This is a genomic window from Psychroserpens ponticola, from assembly GCF_023556315.2.
Taxonomy (GTDB): Bacteria; Bacteroidota; Bacteroidia; order Flavobacteriales; family Flavobacteriaceae; genus Psychroserpens; species Psychroserpens ponticola.
In genome coordinates, this window is record NZ_CP116221.1 from 2,857,397 (window position 1) to 2,879,467 (window position 22,071).

Annotated in this window: 23 protein-coding genes; 6 read left to right on the forward strand and 17 right to left on the reverse strand. The window is 32.5% G+C overall.

The annotated features are described in order from the left end of the window. Positions 1-52: 52 nt before the first annotated feature. From serB to MUN68_RS12745, 6 genes are all read right to left on the reverse strand, one after another. The gene (serB, locus tag MUN68_RS12720; RefSeq protein WP_272792374.1) at positions 53-1,276 is read right to left on the reverse strand and encodes a phosphoserine phosphatase SerB; all 1,224 of its coding nucleotides are present in this window, start codon (positions 1,274-1,276) and stop codon (positions 53-55) included. An 18-nt stretch (positions 1,277-1,294) separates the two neighbouring features. Next, positions 1,295-1,780 carry an ABC transporter ATPase gene (locus MUN68_RS12725; RefSeq protein WP_249995927.1) on the reverse strand — a complete coding sequence of 162 codons (486 nt, stop codon included), beginning with the start codon at positions 1,778-1,780 and terminating at the stop codon, positions 1,295-1,297. A 208-nt stretch (positions 1,781-1,988) separates the two neighbouring features. Next, positions 1,989-2,780, reverse strand: a complete 792-nt coding sequence (locus MUN68_RS12730) for a (Fe-S)-binding protein (protein WP_249995929.1) — start codon at positions 2,778-2,780, stop codon at positions 1,989-1,991. 2 nt (positions 2,781-2,782) lie between these two features. Next, complete coding sequence (locus tag MUN68_RS12735) at positions 2,783-4,090, reverse strand: 4Fe-4S dicluster domain-containing protein (protein ID WP_249995930.1); 1,308 nt, start codon at positions 4,088-4,090, stop codon at positions 2,783-2,785. 7 nt (positions 4,091-4,097) lie between these two features. Beyond that, positions 4,098-5,051 carry an MlaD family protein gene (locus MUN68_RS12740; RefSeq protein WP_249995931.1) on the reverse strand — a complete coding sequence of 318 codons (954 nt, stop codon included), beginning with the start codon at positions 5,049-5,051 and terminating at the stop codon, positions 4,098-4,100. A gap of 54 nt (positions 5,052-5,105) precedes the next feature. Further along, positions 5,106-6,224 carry an N-acetylmuramoyl-L-alanine amidase family protein gene (locus tag MUN68_RS12745; RefSeq protein WP_249995932.1) on the reverse strand — a complete coding sequence of 373 codons (1,119 nt, stop codon included), beginning with the start codon at positions 6,222-6,224 and terminating at the stop codon, positions 5,106-5,108. 126 nt (positions 6,225-6,350) lie between these two features. Here MUN68_RS12745 and MUN68_RS12750 point away from each other — a divergent pair, with 126 nt between their 5' ends. Together MUN68_RS12750 and MUN68_RS12755 are read left to right on the forward strand one after the other, a co-directional pair. Then, positions 6,351-9,131 carry a putative LPS assembly protein LptD gene (locus MUN68_RS12750; RefSeq protein ID WP_249995934.1) on the forward strand — a complete coding sequence of 927 codons (2,781 nt, stop codon included), beginning with the start codon at positions 6,351-6,353 and terminating at the stop codon, positions 9,129-9,131. A gap of 137 nt (positions 9,132-9,268) precedes the next feature. Beyond that, positions 9,269-10,066 (forward strand): hypothetical protein, encoded by a 798-nt coding sequence (locus MUN68_RS12755; protein WP_249995935.1) that lies wholly within the window; start codon positions 9,269-9,271, stop codon positions 10,064-10,066. A gap of 14 nt (positions 10,067-10,080) precedes the next feature. On the opposite strand, the gene rimO is transcribed toward MUN68_RS12755, so the two are convergent. Further along, entirely contained in the window at positions 10,081-11,388 is a 1,308-nt protein-coding gene (gene rimO, locus MUN68_RS12760) for a 30S ribosomal protein S12 methylthiotransferase RimO (protein ID WP_249995937.1), read from the reverse strand. A gap of 105 nt (positions 11,389-11,493) precedes the next feature. Here rimO and MUN68_RS12765 point away from each other — a divergent pair, with 105 nt between their 5' ends. After that, a complete protein-coding gene (locus MUN68_RS12765; RefSeq protein ID WP_249995939.1) occupies positions 11,494-12,576 on the forward strand; it encodes a serine hydrolase domain-containing protein in 1,083 nt (360 codons plus the stop codon). On the opposite strand, the gene MUN68_RS12770 is transcribed toward MUN68_RS12765, so the two are convergent. The 9 genes from MUN68_RS12770 to MUN68_RS12810 form a co-directional block, all read right to left on the reverse strand. After that, positions 12,573-14,207, reverse strand: a complete 1,635-nt coding sequence (locus tag MUN68_RS12770; protein WP_249995940.1) for an amidase family protein — start codon at positions 14,205-14,207, stop codon at positions 12,573-12,575. The two genes, MUN68_RS12765 and MUN68_RS12770, sit on opposite strands and share 4 nt — an antisense overlap. Positions 14,208-14,275: 68 nt before the next feature. Further along, the gene (gene ftsY / locus MUN68_RS12775) at positions 14,276-15,250 is read right to left on the reverse strand and encodes a signal recognition particle-docking protein FtsY (protein WP_249995942.1); all 975 of its coding nucleotides are present in this window, start codon (positions 15,248-15,250) and stop codon (positions 14,276-14,278) included. 145 nt (positions 15,251-15,395) lie between these two features. Continuing rightward, entirely contained in the window at positions 15,396-15,548 is a 153-nt protein-coding gene (locus tag MUN68_RS12780; RefSeq protein WP_008271041.1) for a DUF4295 domain-containing protein, read from the reverse strand. Between the two features lie 47 nt (positions 15,549-15,595). Continuing rightward, positions 15,596-15,778 (reverse strand): 50S ribosomal protein L33, encoded by a 183-nt coding sequence (gene rpmG, locus MUN68_RS12785; RefSeq protein ID WP_033959164.1) that lies wholly within the window; start codon positions 15,776-15,778, stop codon positions 15,596-15,598. A 29-nt stretch (positions 15,779-15,807) separates the two neighbouring features. Next, positions 15,808-16,044, reverse strand: coding sequence for a 50S ribosomal protein L28 (gene rpmB, locus MUN68_RS12790; protein ID WP_120201710.1), 237 nt, complete (start codon positions 16,042-16,044; stop codon positions 15,808-15,810). 114 nt (positions 16,045-16,158) lie between these two features. After that, positions 16,159-17,406, reverse strand: a complete 1,248-nt coding sequence (locus tag MUN68_RS12795) for a competence/damage-inducible protein A (protein WP_249995943.1) — start codon at positions 17,404-17,406, stop codon at positions 16,159-16,161. Next, the gene (locus tag MUN68_RS12800) at positions 17,406-17,747 is read right to left on the reverse strand and encodes an Hpt domain-containing protein (RefSeq protein ID WP_249995944.1); all 342 of its coding nucleotides are present in this window, start codon (positions 17,745-17,747) and stop codon (positions 17,406-17,408) included. Before MUN68_RS12800 ends, MUN68_RS12795 begins: the two co-directional genes overlap by 1 nt. Further along, positions 17,748-18,359 carry a fumarylacetoacetate hydrolase family protein gene (locus MUN68_RS12805; protein WP_249995945.1) on the reverse strand — a complete coding sequence of 204 codons (612 nt, stop codon included), beginning with the start codon at positions 18,357-18,359 and terminating at the stop codon, positions 17,748-17,750. It abuts the gene before it with no gap. Between the two features lie 34 nt (positions 18,360-18,393). Beyond that, positions 18,394-19,170, reverse strand: a complete 777-nt coding sequence (locus MUN68_RS12810; protein WP_249995946.1) for a 3'-5' exonuclease — start codon at positions 19,168-19,170, stop codon at positions 18,394-18,396. A 174-nt stretch (positions 19,171-19,344) separates the two neighbouring features. Here MUN68_RS12810 and MUN68_RS12815 point away from each other — a divergent pair, with 174 nt between their 5' ends. From MUN68_RS12815 to MUN68_RS12825, 3 genes are read left to right on the forward strand one after another with little or no spacing between them, the layout of a single operon-like run. Beyond that, entirely contained in the window at positions 19,345-19,884 is a 540-nt protein-coding gene (locus MUN68_RS12815) for an RNA polymerase sigma factor (protein WP_249995947.1), read from the forward strand. Between the two features lie 11 nt (positions 19,885-19,895). Then, positions 19,896-20,294, forward strand: a complete 399-nt coding sequence (locus MUN68_RS12820; protein ID WP_272792375.1) for a hypothetical protein — start codon at positions 19,896-19,898, stop codon at positions 20,292-20,294. Continuing rightward, positions 20,272-20,538, forward strand: a complete 267-nt coding sequence (locus MUN68_RS12825) for a hypothetical protein (RefSeq protein WP_249995949.1) — start codon at positions 20,272-20,274, stop codon at positions 20,536-20,538. The genes MUN68_RS12820 and MUN68_RS12825 overlap by 23 nt, the downstream gene beginning before the upstream one ends. Positions 20,539-20,651: 113 nt before the next feature. On the opposite strand, the gene MUN68_RS12830 is transcribed toward MUN68_RS12825, so the two are convergent. Further along, positions 20,652-21,995 carry a dihydrolipoamide acetyltransferase family protein gene (locus MUN68_RS12830; protein ID WP_249995950.1) on the reverse strand — a complete coding sequence of 448 codons (1,344 nt, stop codon included), beginning with the start codon at positions 21,993-21,995 and terminating at the stop codon, positions 20,652-20,654. Between the last annotated feature and the right edge of the window lie 76 nt (positions 21,996-22,071).

The following is a 22,071-nucleotide window of genomic DNA, read 5'->3' on the forward strand; positions in this document are numbered from 1 at the left end:
ACTTTAAGATAGATTTATAAAGAAGGTTGTAAACATAAATTGAGATTAATCTTTATTTGATTAAATCTATATGTCTATCGTGATAACCTAATAGATAAAGCACACCATCTAGTCCTATACTTGATATTGAACTTTGCGCATTATCTTTTACAGTTGGTTTTGCATGAAAAGCAATTCCTAATCCAGCTAAATTAAGCATTGGCAAATCGTTAGCACCATCACCAACAGCAATAGTTTGACTAATATCAATGCCTTCTTTTTTAGCGATTTCTTTAAGGTACTCGGCCTTTTTATTACCATCAACAATCTCACCTAAGTAACCACCAGTTAAAACACCATCTTTAATTTCTAATTGATTAGCATATACGTAATCCATGCCTAATTCTTCTTTCAAATAGTCACCAAAATAGGTAAATCCACCTGATAAAATAGCGGTTTTAAAACCATAGCTCCTCAAGGTATCAATTAGTCGTTTTGCACCTTTAGTAATTGGCAAGTTAACAGCAACATCATGAAGCACCTCTTCACTCAATCCTTTTAAAAGTTTCATTCGCTTTTTAAAGCTCTCATTAAAATCTATCTCGCCTTGCATAGCAGATTCTGTAATCGCTTTCACCTCTGGACCAACGCCTGCTAACTCCGCTAATTTATCTATGACTTCAGCTTGGATCAGTGTAGAATCCATATCGAAACAAACGAGACGTCTATTTCTTCTAAAAATATTATCTTCTTGAAATGCAATATCGACATCTAAATCTCTTGAAATTTGCATGAATCTTTCAGTAAAATCTGCTTTACAATCAATTTTCCCTCGAATAGACAACTGAATTGATGCTCTAGGATATTCTTCTTCATTAACGAGAGATGTTCGTCCTGTTAATCGTTTAATAGCATCAATGTTTAAGTTCTTTTCTGAAATAACTTTAGTGACCTCAGCTATCTGATCCGCAGATAATTTTTCTCCAAGAATAGTAACAATGTAACGATCTTTGCCTTGCAGATTCACCCATTTTTCATAATTCTCAAGGGAAATAGGTGAAAATTTAGCAGTCACATCGAGTTCGTAAGCTTTAAACAACAAATCTTTCAAAACCGAAGCCGAATTATCTCCAGATTCAATTTCAAACATAAAACCTAAAGATAAAGTGTCATGTATATTTGCCTGTCCAATATCTAAAATTTTGGCGCCATATTCTGAAAGAACAGTCATTAAACTAGACGTTAATCCTGGTTTATCTTGTCCAGAAATGTTCATTAAAAAAATATCTTTCGTCATATTCAATCGTAACTTGATTTATTTTAAGAATCTACTATGCCAGCTTTCACTTGCAGGCACTTCCCAATTTTCATTGAATTCTGCAATATTAATCACCATATTATTAAAGACAATTGTGTTTTTAGAAACGGCTTTATCTTTAGCCATTTTTTTGAAATCTAATAATGTTTTGTATGCAATGTAATCACCTTGTTTATAGGAGACATTCATTTTGTCCATGAGGTCAACATTGTAGTCTTTCTCTAATTGTTGAATAAAATGAACTGAAGCATCAATACTACAACCTGTAGCATTTTGAAGTTTTTGATTAAGAGCGATAATGATAAAACGCTTATATTTTATCATAAAACCTGATTGCAGATCACTTCCGTGAGCTGTCCAGTTTTCAATAAAAATATTTAATTTATCTCCTATCTCAGAGATTTCTTGTTCAGAAAACGAACGATTAGCTTGATAAATCCAAACTCTAGATTCTTCTGGTAATGTATTGAAATCAACTAACATATAACGTCCTTATTTTTGATGTTTTTTAAAATTTCTGTAGGTTAAAAAACCATACATGATAGTTGCAAAAATATAATAAAACCCAAGTTTCTGCCATGAAAACCCTCGATCAAAAATGTAATCAACACCTAAAACGATGGCACAAAAAATTAAACCTCCAACCAAAGCTGCAACTATGACTCGTTTTTTATTTACACTAGCCATAACCTTATAAATCTTGTGCATTAGCAATTAACTCTGCAATATCCATCACTGCTACGTCAGCTTCTTTTTCTTTAAATTTCACACCATCGGTCATCATAGTATTACAATAAGGACAACCAGTAGCGATAATATCAGGATTAGTTTCTAAAGCATCCTGAGTACGCATCTCATTAATATCCATATTTCCTTTTTCGGGTTCTTTGAACATTTGAGCTCCTCCAGCACCACAACATAAAGCTGTAGCTTTACTTCGTTTCATTTCTTGCATATTAGCATTAAGAACGGCTAACACATCTCTTGGCGCATCATATTCTGAATTTGCACGACCTAAGTAACAAGGATCATGAAATGTGATGCGTTTTCCTTTATAATTACTATCCTTAATTTCAATTTTATTTGAATCGATTAATTCTTTTAAAAATTGTGTGTGATGAATAACATCATAGTGACCACCTAAATTAGGATATTCATTTTTTAAACAATTAAACGAATGTGGATCACAAGTCACGATGCGTTTTACGTCATATGCATTTAACAATTCGATATTCATTAAAGCTTGCATTTGAAATAAGAATTCATTTCCTGCACGTTTAGCAACATCACCTGTAGAACTTTCTTCAGTACCTAATACTGCAAAATTAACTTGAGCTTTGTTTAATATTTTCACAAAAGCTTTAGTTATTTTTTTTGCTCTATCGTCATAACTTCCAGCAGAACCAACCCAAAACAATATATCTGGTTGTTTACCTTCAGCCATAAATTCAGCCATTGTTGGCACCTTAAGTTGTTCACTCATCTCTATTCGTTTTTCCAATTTAATCGATCCTGTTGGTTGTATGGCCAAGGTGCACCATTGTTTTCAATATTAGTCATCATATTATTGAGTTCCATTGGAGCTGCACTTTTTTCCATAACCAAATATTGACGCATTTGCATGATAATATTTAGAGGATCTATACTCACTGGACAAGCTTCAACACATGCATTACAAGTTGTACATGCCCAAATTTCTTCATTTGTAATATAGTCACCTAATAGTTGCTTTCCATCATCTTTAAATTCGCCATTATTAGCATCAATATTTTTACCAACCTCTTCAAGACGATCACGAGTATCCATCATAATTTTACGAGGTGATAATTTTTTACCTGTTTGGTTTGCTGGACATTCACTTGTACAACGACCACATTCAGTGCATGTATAAGCATTTAATAAATTTACCCAACTTAAATCTTGAACATCACTTGCTCCAAATTTAGCAGGCATTTCAGGTTCTGCTCCTTCTGGAGGTGCAGCAAACGGATCGACATTAGGATCCATCATCATTTTAACTTCTTTAGTAACGGCTTCTAGATTTGGAAACTGACCTTTAGGTGTTAATTTTCCGTAATATGTATTTGGAAATGCTAATAGAATGTGCAAATGCTTTGAAAAATATAGATAATTCAAGAACGCTAAAATTCCAATGATATGAATCCACCAAGCTGATCTCTCAATAAGGTGAATTGTACTTTCAGAAAAACCATTGAACCAAGGTGCAATGAATTGACTTATCACATTACCAGAATCCATGGCTTGAAACTGAAGATCTGTCGCATTCATTGTTAAAAACAAACACATTAAAACAACTTCAAAATAGAGGATAATATTACCATCACTTTTTGGCCAACCCTTCATTTCTGTACTTAAAAAACGTTTTAATTTAATTACATTTCGTCTTAACCAAAACAAAATTACCGCTACTAAAACGAGAATTGCTAAAATTTCAAATGTGCCAATTAATATGCCGTAAAGACTACCTATTTTAGAAAAAATACGATGTGTTCCAAATACACCATCAATTATGATTTCAAGGACTTCTATATTAATGATTACGAAACCTACATAGACAACAACATGTAAGAATCCTGCAATAGGACGTTTTACCATTTTGCTTTGACCTAAAGCAATCCTACTCATGTTTTTCCAGCGTTGTGGTTTGTCATCTGAAACATCAAGATCTTGTCCAAGTTTTATATTTCGGATAAGTTTTTTTACGTTTCTTGCAAAATAACCAATGCCAATGATAAGGATAATGGCAAATATTATATTTGGTACATATTCCATATGTTGTCTAGTTCTTTAGTTCTTCTTCTGTTGGTGATTTATAAGGTATTTCTTTTTTTGATAAAATACGTCTGTAACGAGCTGGATGCAATTTAATATCTCTGAGTAATTCTTCCATTTCTTTAGAAGCAGCTTCTAAATTATCATATAAAGCGTCGTCTTTCAATAATTTACCGATACTTCCTTCACCATTATTAATACCAGCCATTACGGCATCGAAACTTTTAATTGTAGATTGCAAATCTTTTATAGTTCCAGCAAGGTTAGCATTGGCTAATGAATCTGATAATTTCGAAAAACTTTCAGAGGTTTTTTCAAAGTTAGATAAGGTAGCTGTTATGCTTTCTTGATTTGTATCTACCAACCTATTTATAGACAACGACGTATTTTTAAAAGACTTAATTGTAGCATTCAATTCTGCAATGCCTTCTTTGATATTATTCTTGGTTTCAGTGTCGAGAATTTCATTTACATTAACAAGTAAAGAATCAGCTTCTTCCATAACAACTTCTATCTTTTCTTGCAATGGTGTTAATCGTTGATTGACCAATTCTGTTAGTCCAGCTTTAACTCTAGCTTCTAAATAATCGCCAGTAACGGCATTTGCATCTTTATCAAATGCTGGAATAATTGCTACAGCTTTACCTCCTATTAATCCGAGATCATACAATTCAGCTTTACTGTTTTTAGAAAACTGAAAATCATTATCCACCAAGAGTGACACTAATAATTTACCTGAACCATCACCTTTAAAACTGATGTTTTTCACCTTTCCTACATTCATTCCGTTTATAGTAACTGGAGTTGATGGCGCTAATCCTTCAACATTATCATAAAGCACATAATATGTACGTGAAGAATCTAATATATTTTCTCCCTTAAGATAATTGAATAAGAAAACGAATAGTAGAATGCCAGATATGACTAATACAGCTGTTTTTACTTCTCTTGAGATTTTCAATGCGTCTAATATTTGGTTATAACAAACTTAGCAGTAAATATATAAAGAATGTTTCTAATTTGCCCTAGTTTTTAGTGCTTCTGATAGTTTAATTTGCTTACCATCTTCAAAGGCTACAACAAAACTACTTGTATATCCTTTTTGTTTTGCTAGGGATTCTAGACGTCTAATTTCATTTAAGTCTGAAGTACTCCCATAATAGTATTTAAATAGACCTCCTACTTTCACTTTTGAAATTTCTGAAAGTCCTTTAAAATTATACGATTGTGGTTCTAAATCTCTTGAACTTGCAGCTATTTGAACTTTAAAGATTATGTTGTTATAAATAAGCTCAACATTTTTTGTTTCTTGGTTACTTATTGAAGGGGTTTCTTCATAGATATTCTCTCCAATATTCTGGTCTAGATTTTTTTTATAGGTTAAAATAGCTTCAATAATAGAGCTAGACATTTTTGTTTGTCCGTTTTTAGAATTCAAATAAGCACCTTCTTTTTTATAAGTTAAAAATCCGGTTTCTATTAAAACACTTGGCATATATGTATTATGCAACACCCAAAATCCAGCTTGTTTAACTCCTCGACTATTTCGCTTTCTCTTATCTTTAAAACTATCTTCAACTAGACGAGCAAGACTAATACTTTGCTCTAAATATAGTTCTTGCATAATTGTAATCCCAATCATTGATTCAGGAGAATTAGGATCAAATCCTTCATAATGTTTTTGATAATCTGCCTCCAAAAAAATCACTTCATTTTCTTTCTTGGCTATTTCAAAGTTTCTTTGGTCGGCATGCAACCCTAACACAAAGGTTTCTGTACCATGTGCTGATGAATTATGCGCATTACAATGTACAGACACAAATAAGTCAGCTCCAGCGTCATTTGCAATTTTAGCACGACCTCTCAACGTGACAAATTTGTCATTCTTTCTCGTATAAATGACTTTAATATCTTCATTTTTCTCTAACTCATTACCTACAGCTAAAACTATTTTAAGTGCAATCTCCTTTTCTTTATAGCCACTCCCTAAATTACCAGAATCATGTCCACCATGTCCAGCATCAAGCACAACAACAAACTTATCTTCATTCTTTGTTATATTATTTGCAGATGTTAAAAAACATGTAAATAATAATGTAACACATACGATTATATACTGTAAATTCGTTTTCATATTGGTACTAACGGTTAATACTTTTGGTTTATTTTAAAATTATCAGTTTACACATATTTTAGTGAGTTTCAACACTTTTTACAAATTGATTAAAATATAAATTATTCATAAAAAATATATGTAATTTTGGCAATTCAAAAACCGAGCCATACTTTAGCAAAAATACATTTAAAAGCATTGCATACAAAAAGCTTTAATACACTTTTTATCTTAAGTTTTACCGTGTTTATCAACATGTTTTGCTTTGCCCAAGAATTGCCAAAACCCAAAGACCCTATTAAGCCTGCACCTATTACTGATTCTACAGTAGTAAAAACAGATTCTATTATAGGATTACCAATTCCGATTAAGGAAATTGATAGCACTCTTAAAGATTCAGTACCCAAAAAGAAAAAAGAATTCCTTGCAGATATCGTAAAGTATAAGGCAAAAGATTATGTATCATTAAACCAACGCTTACAGCAAACAACGCTTTATAATGAAGCTGAAGTGATTTATGGAGATATGACCATTACTTCAGGAATTATAATTATTGATCACAACAAAGACTTGGTATTTGCAAAAGGAATTGAAGACTCTACTGGAGTTTACACGCAACCTCCTGTATTTAAACAAGGTGCAAATGTTGTGGAGCCAGATTCTATGGTTTTTAATACAGTAAGTAAAAAAGCGCTAATTTATAATTCTAGAACTGAACAAAGTGGTGGTACCATCATTTCAGAAATTAGTAAAAGAGAAAATGATTCGGTAATTTTTGTGAAGAATGCAAAGTTTACAACATCAGAAAATTTAGATGATCCTGAATATTATTTCTTGATGAGAAGAGCCAAATTTGTTCCTGGAAAAAAAGTAGTTACTGGTTTAGCAAATATGTTTATTTACGATGTACCTACTCCGATAGGTGTGCCATTTGCATATTTCCCAATGAGTGACAAACAAACTTCTGGTATTATTTTCCCTTCATTTGGAGAAGACAATGGAAATGACAGAGGTTACTTTTTACAAAATGGAGGTTATTATTTTGCAATTAGTGACTATATTGATTTAGCTGTTCTAGGTGATTATTATACAAATGGGAGCTATGGATTGAGATTTGAAACTAATTACGCAACACGCTATAGATATAATGGAAATTTAAGTGTTAGATATGAGAATCTCATTAATAGCGAAAGAGGCTTTCCTGATTTCTCAAAATCTACTATTTACAATATTAGATGGTCTCACAGTCAAGACTCTAAAGCTAGTCCGAATTCTAGGTTTTCAGCATCTGTTAACTTAGGTAGTAGTACGTATTATAAGCAGTCTACAAATCAACTTAACCTATCAAATTCGCAAAATAACACGTTATCATCTTCTATTTCATATTCAAAAACCTTTCAAGGCGAACCACAAGCTAACATGAGTGTTACTGCTACGCATTCACAAAACACAAATACTGAATCTATAAATATGACATTACCAACTTTTCAAGGTAGCGTGAGTCGTATTTTCCCTTTTGAACCTAAAGTTGGCACAAAAAAAGGAATTATTCAGAATATTAACTTTCAATACAATGTAAGAGCAGAAAACAGAATTCAAACCACAGACTCTTTGTTTTTCAAAAAGGAAATGTTTGACGAAGCTAGAATTGGAGCCTTACACACCATTCCTTTAACAACAAACTTTAAAGTCTTTAAATATTTTAGCATGAGTGCTAGTGCTACTTTTGAAGAAAATTGGACTTACAATACGATTAAAAAATTTCAAGATGAAGAAGGTGAGATCATTACTGAAGACCTCACTGGTTTTGATCGCTTTTATACCTATAATTTTAGCACAAGTATCGGAACAACTATTTACGGATTGTTCGACTTTAAAAAAGAAGGCAAAGATCCAAAAATACAAGCCATTAGACATGTCATAAGACCATCTATTAGCTATAATATAAATCCAGCTTTTGATCAATATTATGATTCATTTGAAGTTGTCGATGCAGATGGAACTACAACTGGAGATATAAGTAGAGAAGAATATACACGATTTCAGGGCTCTATTTTTGGAGCTCCTAATCAAAATTTTTCTAGTTCTTTAGGCATTTCAGTAGGTAATAATTTTGAAGCTAAAGTAAGAGATAAAGATAGTACAGCTACAGAACCTAAGAAAGTTATCCTACTTAATAACTTAAACTTTTCAACCTCATATAATTTTGCTGCTGATTCTTTAAAATGGAGTCCTATGAGAGTTTCTGGAGGAACATCAATTTTAAAGGATAAAATGAGTATCAATTTTGGAGCAACTCTAGATCCTTATGCTCTTGACAACAACAATAGAAGAGTTAACACCTATAATATTAATAATGGAGGTAGCTTATTTAGACTTACTACTGCTAATATCAATATGAGCTACTCACTTTCTAGTAAAACATTTGATGGCTCTGAAAACCCACAAAATGATGCTGCCATCCAAGAATCTATTAGAAGTGGTGGACGTGCAGATGACTTATTTGGAAAACCTCAAGACTTTGCAGACCAAAGACTTAGTGATGACGACAAAGACGAAGACGGAGACAAAGAACTATCAGATCTCTATAATTATAAAATACCATGGAGTTTGCGTTTAGCTTATGCTGTAAATTATTCGAATAGCACGAGACAGGATGAAATATCATCACATTCCTTAATGTTTTCAGGTGATGTAGAATTCTCACCTCGATGGACTGTTGGAGCATCTTCTGGTTATGATTTCAAAAACCAAGGTTTTACTTTGACCCAATTTAGATTTGAACGTGACCTTTTATCTTGGCGACTAAACTTTAGTTGGGTGCCTTTTGGAACATATAATCAATGGAACTTCTTCGTAGGTATTAAATCGAACCTGCTTAAAGATCTTAAATACGATAAACGTAGACAACGAGATCAACAGCTCTAAGCTACTTCAGCTTAATTGTAAAATACCATACATAACGTATTTGACATAAGTTTTGCACTTTTTTTACATTTAATTTTACAACACAAGTCGTGGTCCATATTACATTTGAAACATATTAATCTCAAAACAAATCTAATATGAAAAAGAATCTTATTATTTTCAGTGCAACATTTGCAATCTTAAGCTTATTGTTTTTCAGTTTTACAAATTGGAACACCGTTAAAGCCGATCCTAACAAATCATCAAATGATGAACCTCTTAATTTAAACCAAAATGTAAAAAAAGACTTTCCAGACTTATACTTTGGTGTAGACACTCGATTTGCAGCCATAAAAAAATCAGATATCGATAAGGCTACAACTATTTATGATTTTCTAAATGAAGGCGAAAAACAACAAATAGTAGAAATAAATTCTGTGAAAGTTGTCAAAATTGAAGACAACAGACTATCAGGCTCACCTGAATATGGAAATGACGAACATTTAACTGACGCTCAGATAAAACTTATAAGATCGACAGACTACTTTAATCATTTTACAATTAGAACAGAGTTCATAGGAAAAAACAAAGACACAGGGAAATTAGAAAATCGCTTTTTTGGTCCTCACATTACTATTGTTCCAGATCAACAAGCGTTGTATGTAAATGGTAAAGACGCTTTACTAAAATATCTTGAGGACAATAGTTATGACGCTTTGAGTATTATAGATGGTAACAAACTTGGAGCAATTAAAATATCATTCATAATTACAAAAAAAGGAGAAATATCAAATGTTAAACACGATGCAATGACAACTAGCTATCCAACTATTGATGAAAAATTAATTGAACTCATTAAAAATATCCCAGGAGAATGGACACCTGCTGAAACAGCATTAGGCGAAAAAATAGATTATGAATTCGTATTCACATTTGGACCAAGAGATCGTTGCTAATACTAGAAAAAGTATTATTTATTTACTACTTCAGCATACAAATCGAAGTCCTCTGCTTCAATCACTTTAACGGTTGCGAACTCACCAGTTTTCAAATAGGTGATTGAAGCATCAATAAGCACTTCATTATCTACATCTGGAGAATCATATTCTGTACGACCAATAAAATAATTGCCTTCTTTTCTATCGATTACAACCTTAAATTCTTGTCCGATTTTAGCTTGATTCAATTCCCAAGAAATTTGAGATTGAATTTCCATAATTTGATTAGCTCTTTCTATTTTCACATCTTCTGGAACATCATCTTCTAGGTTGTATGCATGCGTATTTTCTTCATGAGAATACGTAAAACATCCTAAACGCTCAAAACGCATCTCTTTAACCCAATCTCTAAGGGTTTCAAAATCTTCTTGAGTTTCTCCAGGATAACCAACAATTAATGTTGTTCTAATTGTCATTTCTGGAACTGTCGCTCTAAATTCTTTAAGCAATTTCGTCGTTTTCTCTTTTGTAGTACCACGACGCATACTTTTCAAAATCGAATCTGATATATGTTGCAACGGAATATCTAAATAATTACAAACCTTAGGTTCTCGATTCATAACATCTAACACATCCATCGGGAAACCTGTTGGGAATGCATAATGCAAACGAATCCATTCAATACCATCTACTTTCACTAAATGTTCAAGTAATTCGGCAAGGTTTCTTTTCTTATAAAGATCTAAACCATAATAGGTTAAATCTTGTGCAATTAAAATAAGCTCTTTAACACCATTAGCTGCTAATTTTTCAGCTTCAATTACAATCTCTTCAATTGGTGTACTTTTATGTTTTCCACGCATTAAAGGAATCGCACAAAAACTACACGGACGATCACAACCTTCAGCGATTTTTAAATAGGCATAATTTTTAGGCGTAGTAGTTAGTCGCTCACCTATGAGCTCATGCTTATAATCTGCACCTAAAGCTTTTAATAATTGTGGCAACTCAGTCGTGCCAAAATACTCATCTACATTCGGAATTTCTTTCTGTAAGTCAGGTTTATAGCGTTCACTCAAACATCCTGTCACAAAGACTTTATCAACTTCACCAGCTTCTTTTTTTTGCATGAACTCTAAAATTGTATTCACGCTCTCTTCCTTAGCATTATTGATAAAACCACAAGTGTTAATCACAACAACATTACCTTCTTCTTCATGAACAACATCCTTTCCGCTTGCTTTTAATTGTCCCATTAATACTTCACTATCGTATACGTTTTTACTACAACCAAGTGTTACGACGTTGATTCTGTTTTTCTTAAGTGATTTCGTTCTCATGCTATAAATTTCAGTGTGCAAAGATACATAATGATTTATGATATATTTGTTTTCAAATGATTAAACCTTATTATACAGAAATCGTCTAATAATGAAACACAAGTTATGAAACCAATAGCGTTCACATGTCTTTTGAATTGTTTTCTTCTATTTTTCAGTTGTGCTTCGGAAGACAACAACACAATAACTGAGCAAGATTCAGACATTGAAACTATATATTTTCCGCCTAATGATTCTGATGTTTGGGAAACAAAAACTATTTCTGAAGTAGCTTGGAATGAAAACCAATTAGCTCCATTATTAGACTTTCTTCAAGAAAAAAACACCAAAAGTTTCATGCTACTTCATAATGGAAAAATTGTAGTAGAAGCATACATGAATGGACATACTAAAAGTTCACCTTGGTATTGGGCAAGTGCTGGAAAAACGCTTACATCAACAGTTTCAGGAATTGCTCAAGATGAGGGCTTAATTAACATAAACAGTAAAGCATCAGATTACCTTGGAACAGGTTGGACTAGCGCTACTTTAGAAAAAGAGAACTTAATCACAAACAGACATTTATTGTCTATGTCTACTGGTTTAGATGATAGTCTAGGTGAAGACATTACTCCAGACGCACTTTACTATGTTGCTGATCCCGAAACACGTTGGGCATATCATAATGTGTTTTTAAAAATGCAAGATGTCGTTGCTCTAGCTAGTAATACCAGTTGGGATAATTATTTCAATACAAAGCTCAAGGATAAAATAGGAATGTCTGGCAGTTGGATTCCTTTTGGAAGCTTAAATGTGTATTGGAGTAACACACGAAGTATGGCACGTTTTGGATTAATGATTTCAGCAAAAGGTAAATGGGAAAATGATGTTATTGTTTCAGAGTCATTTTTAAATGAAGCTATAAGCACATCACAAAACATTAATGAATCCTATGGATATTTATGGTGGTTAAATGGAAAATCGACATATCACTTACCACAAAGTCAGATAGAGTTTCCAGGCAATCTCATACCTAATGCACCAAATGACATGTATTGTGCTTTGGGAAAAAATGATCAAAAAATCTATATTATTCCTAGTAAAAATTTAGTGGTCATCAGAATGGGTGAAGCTGCTGAAAATTCTAATTTTGCATTATCTAGTTTTGACGATGAGCTTTGGGGAAAGGTTAATGCCTTTATAAACTAATTATAATTTCTTGGAGCTACTCTCATTCTAGATGCTTGTTCATAGGCATAAGCCCATTGTAGTAAGGAATATTCAGATAGTGGTTTTGATATTAAGGTTAATCCTTCTGGAACACCTTTATTAGTATAACCCATTGGAATCGTAATTGCTGGATATTCTGCAACTGCTGCTTCACCAGCATGATAATTATTAATAGATAGTATTCCAACAAGATTTTGGCTTTTCATTGGAATATCAAAAAACTGTCTACCATTAGTTTTCAATGTAGCTTTAATAACATCAAATTCTTCTTTAGTACTTTTATCTTTCGAAACACCTTCAAATAAAGATTGGCCATATGGCATTGCTATATCTGATTTTTTCGTATTGAATTCCATTATATCTTCAATCGAATCATATTGAAGACTTTTACTAGCAGAAGTTCTAAAATACGTAGCCAAATCTGCTTTCATATCTAGATTAAGTAATCGTATAAAGTCAGGTAATTCTATTTTTTCTTCTGAAATTTCAACTATGATTGCTCCTTGTTTTCTCAACACATCAATGGCATTCAGATACAGGCTATCTTTCATTAATTCTTTGAAAACTCCGAAACGTTTTCCATTTAAATTAGCATCAGAAAGACCGTTAAAGAATTGTGTTGAACCCGATTTTATAGACTTAAAATCATTTTTATCAAAACCCTTCATGGCATCTAACACGATAGCATTATCTATCACATTTTTTGTAATTGGCCCAGGAGTATCTAACGTAGAAGAAATGGGAACAATTCCAGATCTGCTCAATAATCCAATCGTAGGTTTTAAACCAACCACAGAGTTTTGACTTGCTGGAGACAAAATTGAACCTGCTGTTTCACTTCCTACTGCTGCTGCACAAAAATCAGCTGTAACAGCTACTCCACTTCCAGAACTTGATCCGCCAGTATCTATAATTTTACGTCCATATGGATTTAATGTTTGTCCACCAACAGCACTATAACCACTTGGACAATCGCCACAGAAGAAATAAGCCCACTCACTAAGGTTTGCTTTTCCTAGAATTATTGCTCCAGAAGACTTGAGTCTTCTCGTGATATAAGCATCTTCTGTACTATTTTTCAACAAAGCAAGAGCTCCTACTGTTGTTGGCATTTGATTGGCGTTGATATTGTCTTTCAATAAAATTGGCATTCCAAATACAGGATGTTTCATTTTTTTATTTAAAAATTCACGATCCTTTGCCTTCGCATCTTCAATGGCATTAGGATTTAAAGAAATCACTGAGTTTAATGACAAATCAGTCTCTCTATCAAACATTTTAATACGATACAAATAAAACTTAGTTAACAGCTCATAGCTTAATTTACCATCCACAATATGCTTCTGTAAAGTTGGAATATCTTGATCTAAGATTAAAGATTTTAGTGCAGTATACTTTTCTTCTGAAAAATCTTTTAACTGTTCTTCTAAAACTTTCCAAATCGATTCATTTAAAATAACTTTAGAATCTAGCACTTTAAAGTCTCTAAAAGGCTTGGCTGAAATAGCGCTAATATCTGTAGAAGGCTCTATTTCTATTTCTGCTTTTTTGTCATCTTTTTTACAAGAAAACACAACTAATGCAAAGCAAAGGAAAAGTAAATATCTCATAGTTTCATTTTTTATAAAAATAAGGAAAAATGAGCTTTTACGACATTGAAATCAGTACAGAATTGAGTTTATTTGAAGAAAGAATCTACAAACTCGAATTTATTAAAGACTTGCAAATCTTCAATCCCTTCACCTACTCCAATATATTTTACAGGAATTTGAAACTGATCACTAATACCAATAACCACACCACCTTTTGCAGTTCCATCAAGTTTCGTCACAGCTAGAGAAGTCACTTCAGTTGCTGCAGTAAATTGTTTGGCTTGCTCAAACGCATTTTGACCTGTGGAACCATCTAGAACTAAAAGCACATCGTGAGGTGCATCACCAATCACTTTTTGCATGACACGTTTTACTTTCGTCAACTCATTCATTAAATTGACTTTATTATGTAAACGACCAGCAGTATCAATTATAATAACATCTGCATTTTGATTGACACCTGATTGTAAGGCATCAAAAGCAACGCTTGCAGGATCAGATCCCATTTCTTGTCTAATCATAGGCACATCAACACGATCAGCCCAAACTTGAAGTTGATCGATTGCAGCTGCTCTAAATGTATCTGCAGCACCAAGAACAACATTAAGTCCTTGCTTTTTAAACTGATATGCTAATTTACCTATGGTTGTTGTTTTCCCAACACCATTAACACCTACAACCATTAACACATAAGGTGTTTTAGAACCATCGGTTTGTTTTGGCAATACAGGAATGACATAATCGGTATCCTCTCCAGAATTAGTTTCAGATAGAAGGCCTGCAATTTCATCACGCAAAATTTGATTTAATTCGGAAGTTCCTAAATATTTATCTTTTGCGACACGTTCTTCAATACGTTTAATAACTTTTAAAGTTGTATTTACACCTACATCGCTACTTACTAGAATTTCTTCTAGGTTGTCTAAAACATCATCATCAACTTTAGATTTACCAGCAACTGCTTTATTTAGTTTTGAAAAAAACGATGTTTTCGATTTTTCTAAACCTTTGTCTAAGGTTTCTTTTTTTTCTGAAGAAAATATTTTTTTAAAAAAACTCATTCGTAATTCTTATTTGTATACTCTAGTCAAATGTCGAGCCGAAAATACGCTTCTGCAATAATGGCAGAATACTGCTCAAATATAAACATAAAAAAACTGCTTTCAAATTTGAAAGCAGTTCCTAATTAGACATATAATGTCTAGTTTATTTTTTGTTTAAAAAATCATTGACAAACTCTGGTGCCATTACTGACTCCACAAACATATAAGCGCCTGTCTTTGGTGATTTTACCATTTTGATCGCTTTTGTAAGTCTTTTAGATCCTGTTTGTAATGATGCTACTGATTTCTTTGCCATGTCTAAATGCGTTATCTGACATTTTCACAAAAGTGAAAAATGTCTAATTATTTAATCTCTTTATGAACTGTCATACGTTTTAAGATTGGATTAAATTTCTTAATCTCCATTCTATCTGGCGTATTCTTTTTATTCTTTGTTGTAATGTAACGAGAAGTACCTGGTTGTCCAGATTCTTTATGCTCTGTACATTCTAATATTACTTGTATTCTATTTCCTCTTTTTGCCATTTTAGCTGACTTTATAAGCTGTTACGCTATTATTTTAAAAATCCTTTAGATTTAGCTTCTTTGATTGCTGCAGAAATACCAATTTTATTGATAGTCTTTAATGCTGATGTAGATACTTTTAACGTTACCCAATTATCTTCTTCTGGAATGTAAAAACGTTTTTTGATTAAGTTAGCGTTAAATTTACGCTTCGTTTTATTCATCGCATGAGAAACGTTGTTTCCAACCATCGCTTTCTTTCCCGTAAGTTCACAAACTCTTGACATTCTTTCTAACTTTAATATGATGTTAAACTGTTTATTTGTTAATACCACACATGGATATTTTTTAAACAGGGTGCAAATTTAGTAAATCTTTGTAATATGAACAAACTAAAAACGCTACTTTTTCAAAATTTCTTTTAGTAATATTTCGAAAGCTTTATTTGTAGCTCTATTTATCACTTTAACACGATGATTTCCAAAACTAAATTGCTCAGAATACACTTTATCTTTTGTAGCAATGGCGATATATACAATACCTAAACCTTCTTCAGTATCATCTTTTGTTGGACCAGCATTACCTGTTGTAGATATGGCAAAATCAGTATTTAATAATTGTAATGCATTTTTTGCCATAGCCTCTGCGACTTCTGCACTTACGACTGAATATTTATCAATGATATCTTCGGAAACTTTAAGTAGATTCACCTTAGTTTCCTTAGTATAACTTACGATACTTCCTTTAAAATATTTTGAAGCTCCAGCGTTTGCTGTAAAACGTTCAGCTAATAAACCACCTGTACAGCTTTCTGCCGTTGCAACAGTTTGTCCTATTTCAGTAAGATACTTACCAATAATGGATTCAATTGATAAATCTTCTTCAAATCCTACAAAAATATCTTCTATTTGTGGTAAGAGTTTTTCCGTTTGTTTTTTAATTTCAGCTTCAACAGTAACTCTATCATTTCCTTTTCCAGATAAACGTAAACGAACACGACCTAAACTTGGCAAATAGGCTAATTTAATAAAATCTGGCAATTCATTTTCAAAGACTTCAATTCGTTCAGCTAGAGAACTCTCTCCTAAACCGTAAGTCAAAAATGTTATATGTTGTATGTAAGGAAATTTAAATCTTCCCCTTAATTTTGGAATAACCTCATCTTTAATTAGGCCTTTCATTTCAAATGGAACTCCTGGAAGAGATATAAAAACAGTATCGTTTTTTTCAAGCCACATTCCTGGAGCACTTCCGTATTTATTCATCAAAACAGTAGCTTTTGAAGGCACTAAAGCTTGATCTAAATTAACTTGTGACACAGGTTTTTTTACAAATTCTTTCCAGAGATGTTCAATATTTTTTCTAACCGAGAGGTCTTCAGAGAGCGTATCATCAAAATAATCTGCAATCGTTTTTTTAGTTATATCGTCTTTTGTTGGACCTAAGCCACCTGTAAGAATTACAATATCTGCATTAGCTTCGGCTTCGGCTAGTGATTTTAAAATGTGTTCTCTATCGTCTTGAACTGAGGTAATTTGATAAACAGAAACACCAATTTTATTCAATTGTTTAGCGATAAATGCGGAATTTGAATCCACAATTTGACCAATGAGAATCTCATCACCAATTGTAATTATCTCTGCTTGCATTATAAATTAAAGTCTGCTTTGAGTTCTGCGGTTGCTTTTTCTACAGCGGTTAGCACTAATTCTAATTCTCTAGTACAATCTTCGTCTGCTTTTTCAAATTTCCCCCAATCTTGTACGACAATAAGATCTTGAAGCACTCCGAGCTCGAATAAATCTACTGTTGGTTTCATTTTATGAGCAGCTTGATATGTATTGTAGTAATCATTTTCAGCTACTGCTATTTTGAGACGTTCGGCATCTACTGGTACTTCTTCTAGAAATGCTGCAGCTAAAGCAGCAACGAAATCTTCGTCATTATCAGCCAATTCACGTACTCTGTATAATTTATAACTTTGTTCCATTTATTTTACTGTTATTGAAAACAATTGTTTGTCTTCTATAAATCCTATTAGTTTGTCATTAGCAATAACTCTGCCAACTCCAGAAGGAGTTCCTGTAAATATAATATCTCCAATCTTTAAAGTAAAATATTTTGAGACATATTCGATGATTTCATCAATTTTATAAAGCATCAAACTTGTATTTCCCTCTTGTACAAGTGTTTGATTTTTAAGCAAGCTAAAATTGATATTATTCACATCATGAAAATCTTGTTTTGGCAACCATTCACCTATAACTGCTGCACCATCGAAAGCTTTTGCTTTTTCCCATGGCAATCCTTTGGCTTTTAATTTCGACTGCAAATCACGAGCTGTAAAGTCGATTCCCAATCCTATATAATCATAATACTTATGGGCAAATTTTTTAGAAATATGCTTACCTACTTTATTAATCTTGACTAATATTTCAACTTCATGGTGAACATCATCAGAAAAATCTGGAATAAAAAACGGTTGCTTCTTTAATAAAATAGACGTATCTGGTTTTAAAAACACTACAGGATCTGTTGGTTTTTCATTTTCCAATTCTATAATATGTTCTGTATAATTACGACCTATGCAAATTAATTTCATATTTCTTTCATTCCTGCTTTCACAGTAATAACAATTAGAGTAATTTATTATTAAACGCTCTTAATTTTATAGCAGTTAACACTTTTTTTGTGTACAATGGAAAGTCAGCATTAAGTAACCAACCGAAGTAACCAGGCTCTTTCTCAAGAACTTCAGTGACTAATTTCCCTTTATGTTTTCCAAAAGAGAAACATTCAACACCTTCTTTGTTATAACCAATAAAACCTGCAAAATCTGCAAATTTTTTGCGCGAACTAAATTCTGCTAAAAAGCTAGAATCATTTTCAAGCTCATCATATTTATCTAACTGTGCTTTTAAAACCTCGTAAGTTGCGATTGTATCTGCTTCAGCACTGTGAGCATTATCAAGACTTTTATCACAATAGAATTTATAAGCAGCACTTAATGTACGCTGTTCCATTTTATGAAAAATAGTTTGGACATCGATTGATTGTGTGTTTTTCATATCAAAATCAACCTCAGCACGAAGCATTTCTTCAGCAAGTAACGGAATATCAAAACGATTAGAATTGAAACCACCTAAATCACAATCCTTAATCATATTGTGAACCTCTTTAGAAATCTCCTTAAAAGTTGGCTTGTCTGCAACATCTTCATCAGAAATCCCATGAACTTGAGTAACTACAAAAGGAATTGGAATGGTTGGATTAACACGTTGGGTGTAAGTTTCCTCCTTTCCATCTGGATAGACTTTATGGATTGAAATTTCAACAATTCTGTCGTTGGTGATATTAATTCCTGTGGTTTCTAGATCGAAAAAACAGATGGGTTTTGTGAGATTGAGTTGCATTTGCTATTACTTTTTCACAAAGGTAATTAGATTAATGAATTAATAAAATAGAAGCGAAATTAACTTTAGAACAATGAAACAGATTCAAATCTAATTCGTCAAATAATAAATAACAAAAAATGCAATAGAATTAAATAGTTACGTCTTTATAATTGAGAGCTGTAAAAAAGCATAATGAGCCAATCGGAAAACAGTAAAAAACTAAACACCTTTTTTGACGAAGAATATTCTTCGCTTAAATCTTATGTAAACTCTAAGTTACAGGCTAGCGTAAACAGAGATGCTGAAGATATCATTCAAGATGTCGCTTTAAAACTATTTACTGGAGCTGATAGATATTCGCCAATTAATAATGTAGCTGGTTTTGTATATCGCTCCATTCAAAACAAAATAATAGATATAATGAGGTCTTCCAAAAAAAATAAAATGGAATATAGAACTCAAAATGAAGCTAAACTAAATGAGTTTGCTGCTCTAATTAGTGAATCATCAGAAATTTATCCAGAGCAAATGAAAGAAGCGTTAAAAGCGGCAATCATCAACCTGAAGCCTCACTATAAACATATTATCATAGCCATTGACTTTGAAGGTTATACTTATAAAGAGTTGGAACATGAAACAGGATTACCAATTGGCACCTTAATGTCAAGAAGACATAGAGCTATTTCACTATTATACAACACCTTAAAACCTAAACAAGAAACTATTATTTAAAAAAAAGAAATATGTCAAATTACTTTAAACACAAAATGAGAGGCAAATCACCAGGAGAAATTGCCGGAATGATAATTTTTGGAACCATTTTTATAACTGGATTAGCAATACTATTTGGCTTTGTAATTATGTGGCTATGGAATTGGTTAATGCCAATGATTTTTGGACTTACCACACTCACATTCTGGGAAGCTGTTGGTGTTTTTATATTATTTAAAATTCTGTTAGGAGGTTGTGGTGGCTTTGGCGGAAAAGACAAGAAATCTTCTAAAAAAGCGAATTGCAAACCTAACTCTAAAGGAGAGTTTTCTAAATGGAAGCATTATGATAATTTTTGGAAAGAAGAAGGAAACATAGCATATGAAACTTATGTAAATCGTATAACTAATGAAGAAAAATCTAATGATTAGTCCATTTTATAAAAAACATAACATCAATATTAGAATTCATGTTTTTAAAACAAATATTGAAACTGAAGCTGACATAAGCATTATAAAAGTTTTATTTAATTCCTTTTCTAAAATCAAACAATGGTCGATAGATTTAGAAGATATTGACAATGTATTAAGAATTGAAGCTACTAAAAACCTAAGTCAGAGAGTTATAATCCAAAACGTAAAATCTAAAGGGTTTTATTGTGAAGAATTAGATTAAAAACAAAAAGCACAATTTATAAATTGTGCTTTTTGTTTAAAAAAAATCGTGAAATCATTCTTTTATCTCGAATGCGCTTGATATGATATTTATTTTAAAGATATCATCTTTAATTATATTTCTCGATTAGAATCCCAAGATTCTAAATAATCTTTTACAGCTTTAACAAATTGTCCACCAAGTGCTCCATTAACAACACGATGATCATAAGAATGAGACAAGAACATTCTGTAACGAATGCCAATAAAATCACCTTCAGGAGTTTCAACAACAGCAGGCATTTTTCTAATAGCACCAAGTGCTAAAATCCCAACTTGAGGTTGATTAATAATTGGTGTTCCCATAATGCTTCCAAAGGTTCCAACATTAGTAACTGTATATGTTCCACCTTGAATATCGTCTGGTTTTAAATTGTTTTCTCTAGCTCGTTTTGCTAAATCGTTCACTTTTTTAGTCATACCAACTAAGTTAAGTTGGTCTGCATCTTTTATGACTGGCACAATTAAATTACCATCACCTAAAGCAGCAGCCATTCCTAAATTAATATGTTTTTTCTTAATGATAGTATCACCTTGAAGTGAAATATTCATCATTGGAAAATCACGTAATGCTTTTGCAATAGCTTCCATAAATATTGGAGTAAAGGTTAAGTTTTCACCTTCACGCTTAAAGAAATCATCTTTAACTTTTTTACGCCAGTTCCATATTTTAGTAACATCTGCTTCAATAAAACTTTGAACATGTGCAGAGGTTTGAACAGACTCAACCATGTGATGTGCAATTAATTTGCCCATTCTAGTCATTTCTATGATTTCATCATCACCACTTGCAACTACAGGAGTTGGAGTTGGTTTTGGCTTAACTTCCTCTGTTGCTTTAACTGGAGTTGTTTTTGGAGCTTCTTCTATTTTAGCTGGAGCTGCTTGAGGTTGTGAACCTCTATTTTCTATATAAGACAACATGTCATTTTTAGTTACACGTCCATCTTTTCCAGATCCTGGAATAGTATCAAGTTCGACTTGAGAAACACCTTCCTTTTTTGCCATGTTCTTTACTAAAGGCGAATAAAAACGCTCTCCAGAATTCACAATAGGAGCAACGGTTTCTTTAGCAGCAACTACTGTTTTAACAACATCTGCTACAGCAGGAGTTTCATTAGCTTCTTCAACTTTAGCAGGTTCAGATTTAGGTGCTTGATTTGAACCACTATCGTCACCATCAATTTCTATGACAGCTATAGTTTGACCTACTTGAACGACATCGTCAACATCGAACAGTTTTTCGATTAATACACCATCAACTTCACTAGGCACTTCACTATCTACTTTATCTGTAGCAATTTCTAAAACTGCTTCATCAGCTTCAATAGTATCACCTACTTCTTTTAACCAAGATGTTATTGTTGCCTCTGCAACACTCTCTCCCATTTTAGGAAGCTTTAGTTCAAATTTTGCCATATCTGTAATCTAGCGTCAATTATTCGTTTAACGATTGCAAAATTAATGAAAAATCAACACAATCGTTGCGATTTTT

Coding starts and splice junctions, on each gene's coding strand:
- serB (WP_272792374.1), bottom strand. CDS start 1,276: ATGACGAAAGATATTTTTTTAATGAACATTTCTGGACAAGATAAACCA.
- MUN68_RS12725 (WP_249995927.1), bottom strand. CDS start 1,780: ATGTTAGTTGATTTCAATACATTACCAGAAGAATCTAGAGTTTGGATT.
- MUN68_RS12730 (WP_249995929.1), bottom strand. CDS start 2,780: ATGAGTGAACAACTTAAGGTGCCAACAATGGCTGAATTTATGGCTGAA.
- MUN68_RS12735 (WP_249995930.1), bottom strand. CDS start 4,090: ATGGAATATGTACCAAATATAATATTTGCCATTATCCTTATCATTGGC.
- MUN68_RS12745 (WP_249995932.1), bottom strand. CDS start 6,224: ATGAAAACGAATTTACAGTATATAATCGTATGTGTTACATTATTATTT.
- MUN68_RS12755 (WP_249995935.1), top strand. CDS start 9,269: ATGAAAAAGAATCTTATTATTTTCAGTGCAACATTTGCAATCTTAAGC.
- rimO (WP_249995937.1), bottom strand. CDS start 11,388: ATGAGAACGAAATCACTTAAGAAAAACAGAATCAACGTCGTAACACTT.
- MUN68_RS12765 (WP_249995939.1), top strand. CDS start 11,494: ATGAAACCAATAGCGTTCACATGTCTTTTGAATTGTTTTCTTCTATTT.
- MUN68_RS12770 (WP_249995940.1), bottom strand. CDS start 14,207: ATGAGATATTTACTTTTCCTTTGCTTTGCATTAGTTGTGTTTTCTTGT.
- ftsY (WP_249995942.1), bottom strand. CDS start 15,250: ATGAGTTTTTTTAAAAAAATATTTTCTTCAGAAAAAAAAGAAACCTTA.
- MUN68_RS12780 (WP_008271041.1), bottom strand. CDS start 15,548: ATGGCAAAGAAATCAGTAGCATCATTACAAACAGGATCTAAAAGACTT.
- rpmG (WP_033959164.1), bottom strand. CDS start 15,778: ATGGCAAAAAGAGGAAATAGAATACAAGTAATATTAGAATGTACAGAG.
- rpmB (WP_120201710.1), bottom strand. CDS start 16,044: ATGTCAAGAGTTTGTGAACTTACGGGAAAGAAAGCGATGGTTGGAAAC.
- MUN68_RS12795 (WP_249995943.1), bottom strand. CDS start 17,406: ATGCAAGCAGAGATAATTACAATTGGTGATGAGATTCTCATTGGTCAA.
- MUN68_RS12800 (WP_249995944.1), bottom strand. CDS start 17,747: ATGGAACAAAGTTATAAATTATACAGAGTACGTGAATTGGCTGATAAT.
- MUN68_RS12805 (WP_249995945.1), bottom strand. CDS start 18,359: ATGAAATTAATTTGCATAGGTCGTAATTATACAGAACATATTATAGAA.
- MUN68_RS12810 (WP_249995946.1), bottom strand. CDS start 19,170: ATGCAACTCAATCTCACAAAACCCATCTGTTTTTTCGATCTAGAAACC.
- MUN68_RS12815 (WP_249995947.1), top strand. CDS start 19,345: ATGAGCCAATCGGAAAACAGTAAAAAACTAAACACCTTTTTTGACGAA.
- MUN68_RS12820 (WP_272792375.1), top strand. CDS start 19,896: ATGTCAAATTACTTTAAACACAAAATGAGAGGCAAATCACCAGGAGAA.
- MUN68_RS12825 (WP_249995949.1), top strand. CDS start 20,272: ATGAAGAAAAATCTAATGATTAGTCCATTTTATAAAAAACATAACATC.
- MUN68_RS12830 (WP_249995950.1), bottom strand. CDS start 21,995: ATGGCAAAATTTGAACTAAAGCTTCCTAAAATGGGAGAGAGTGTTGCA.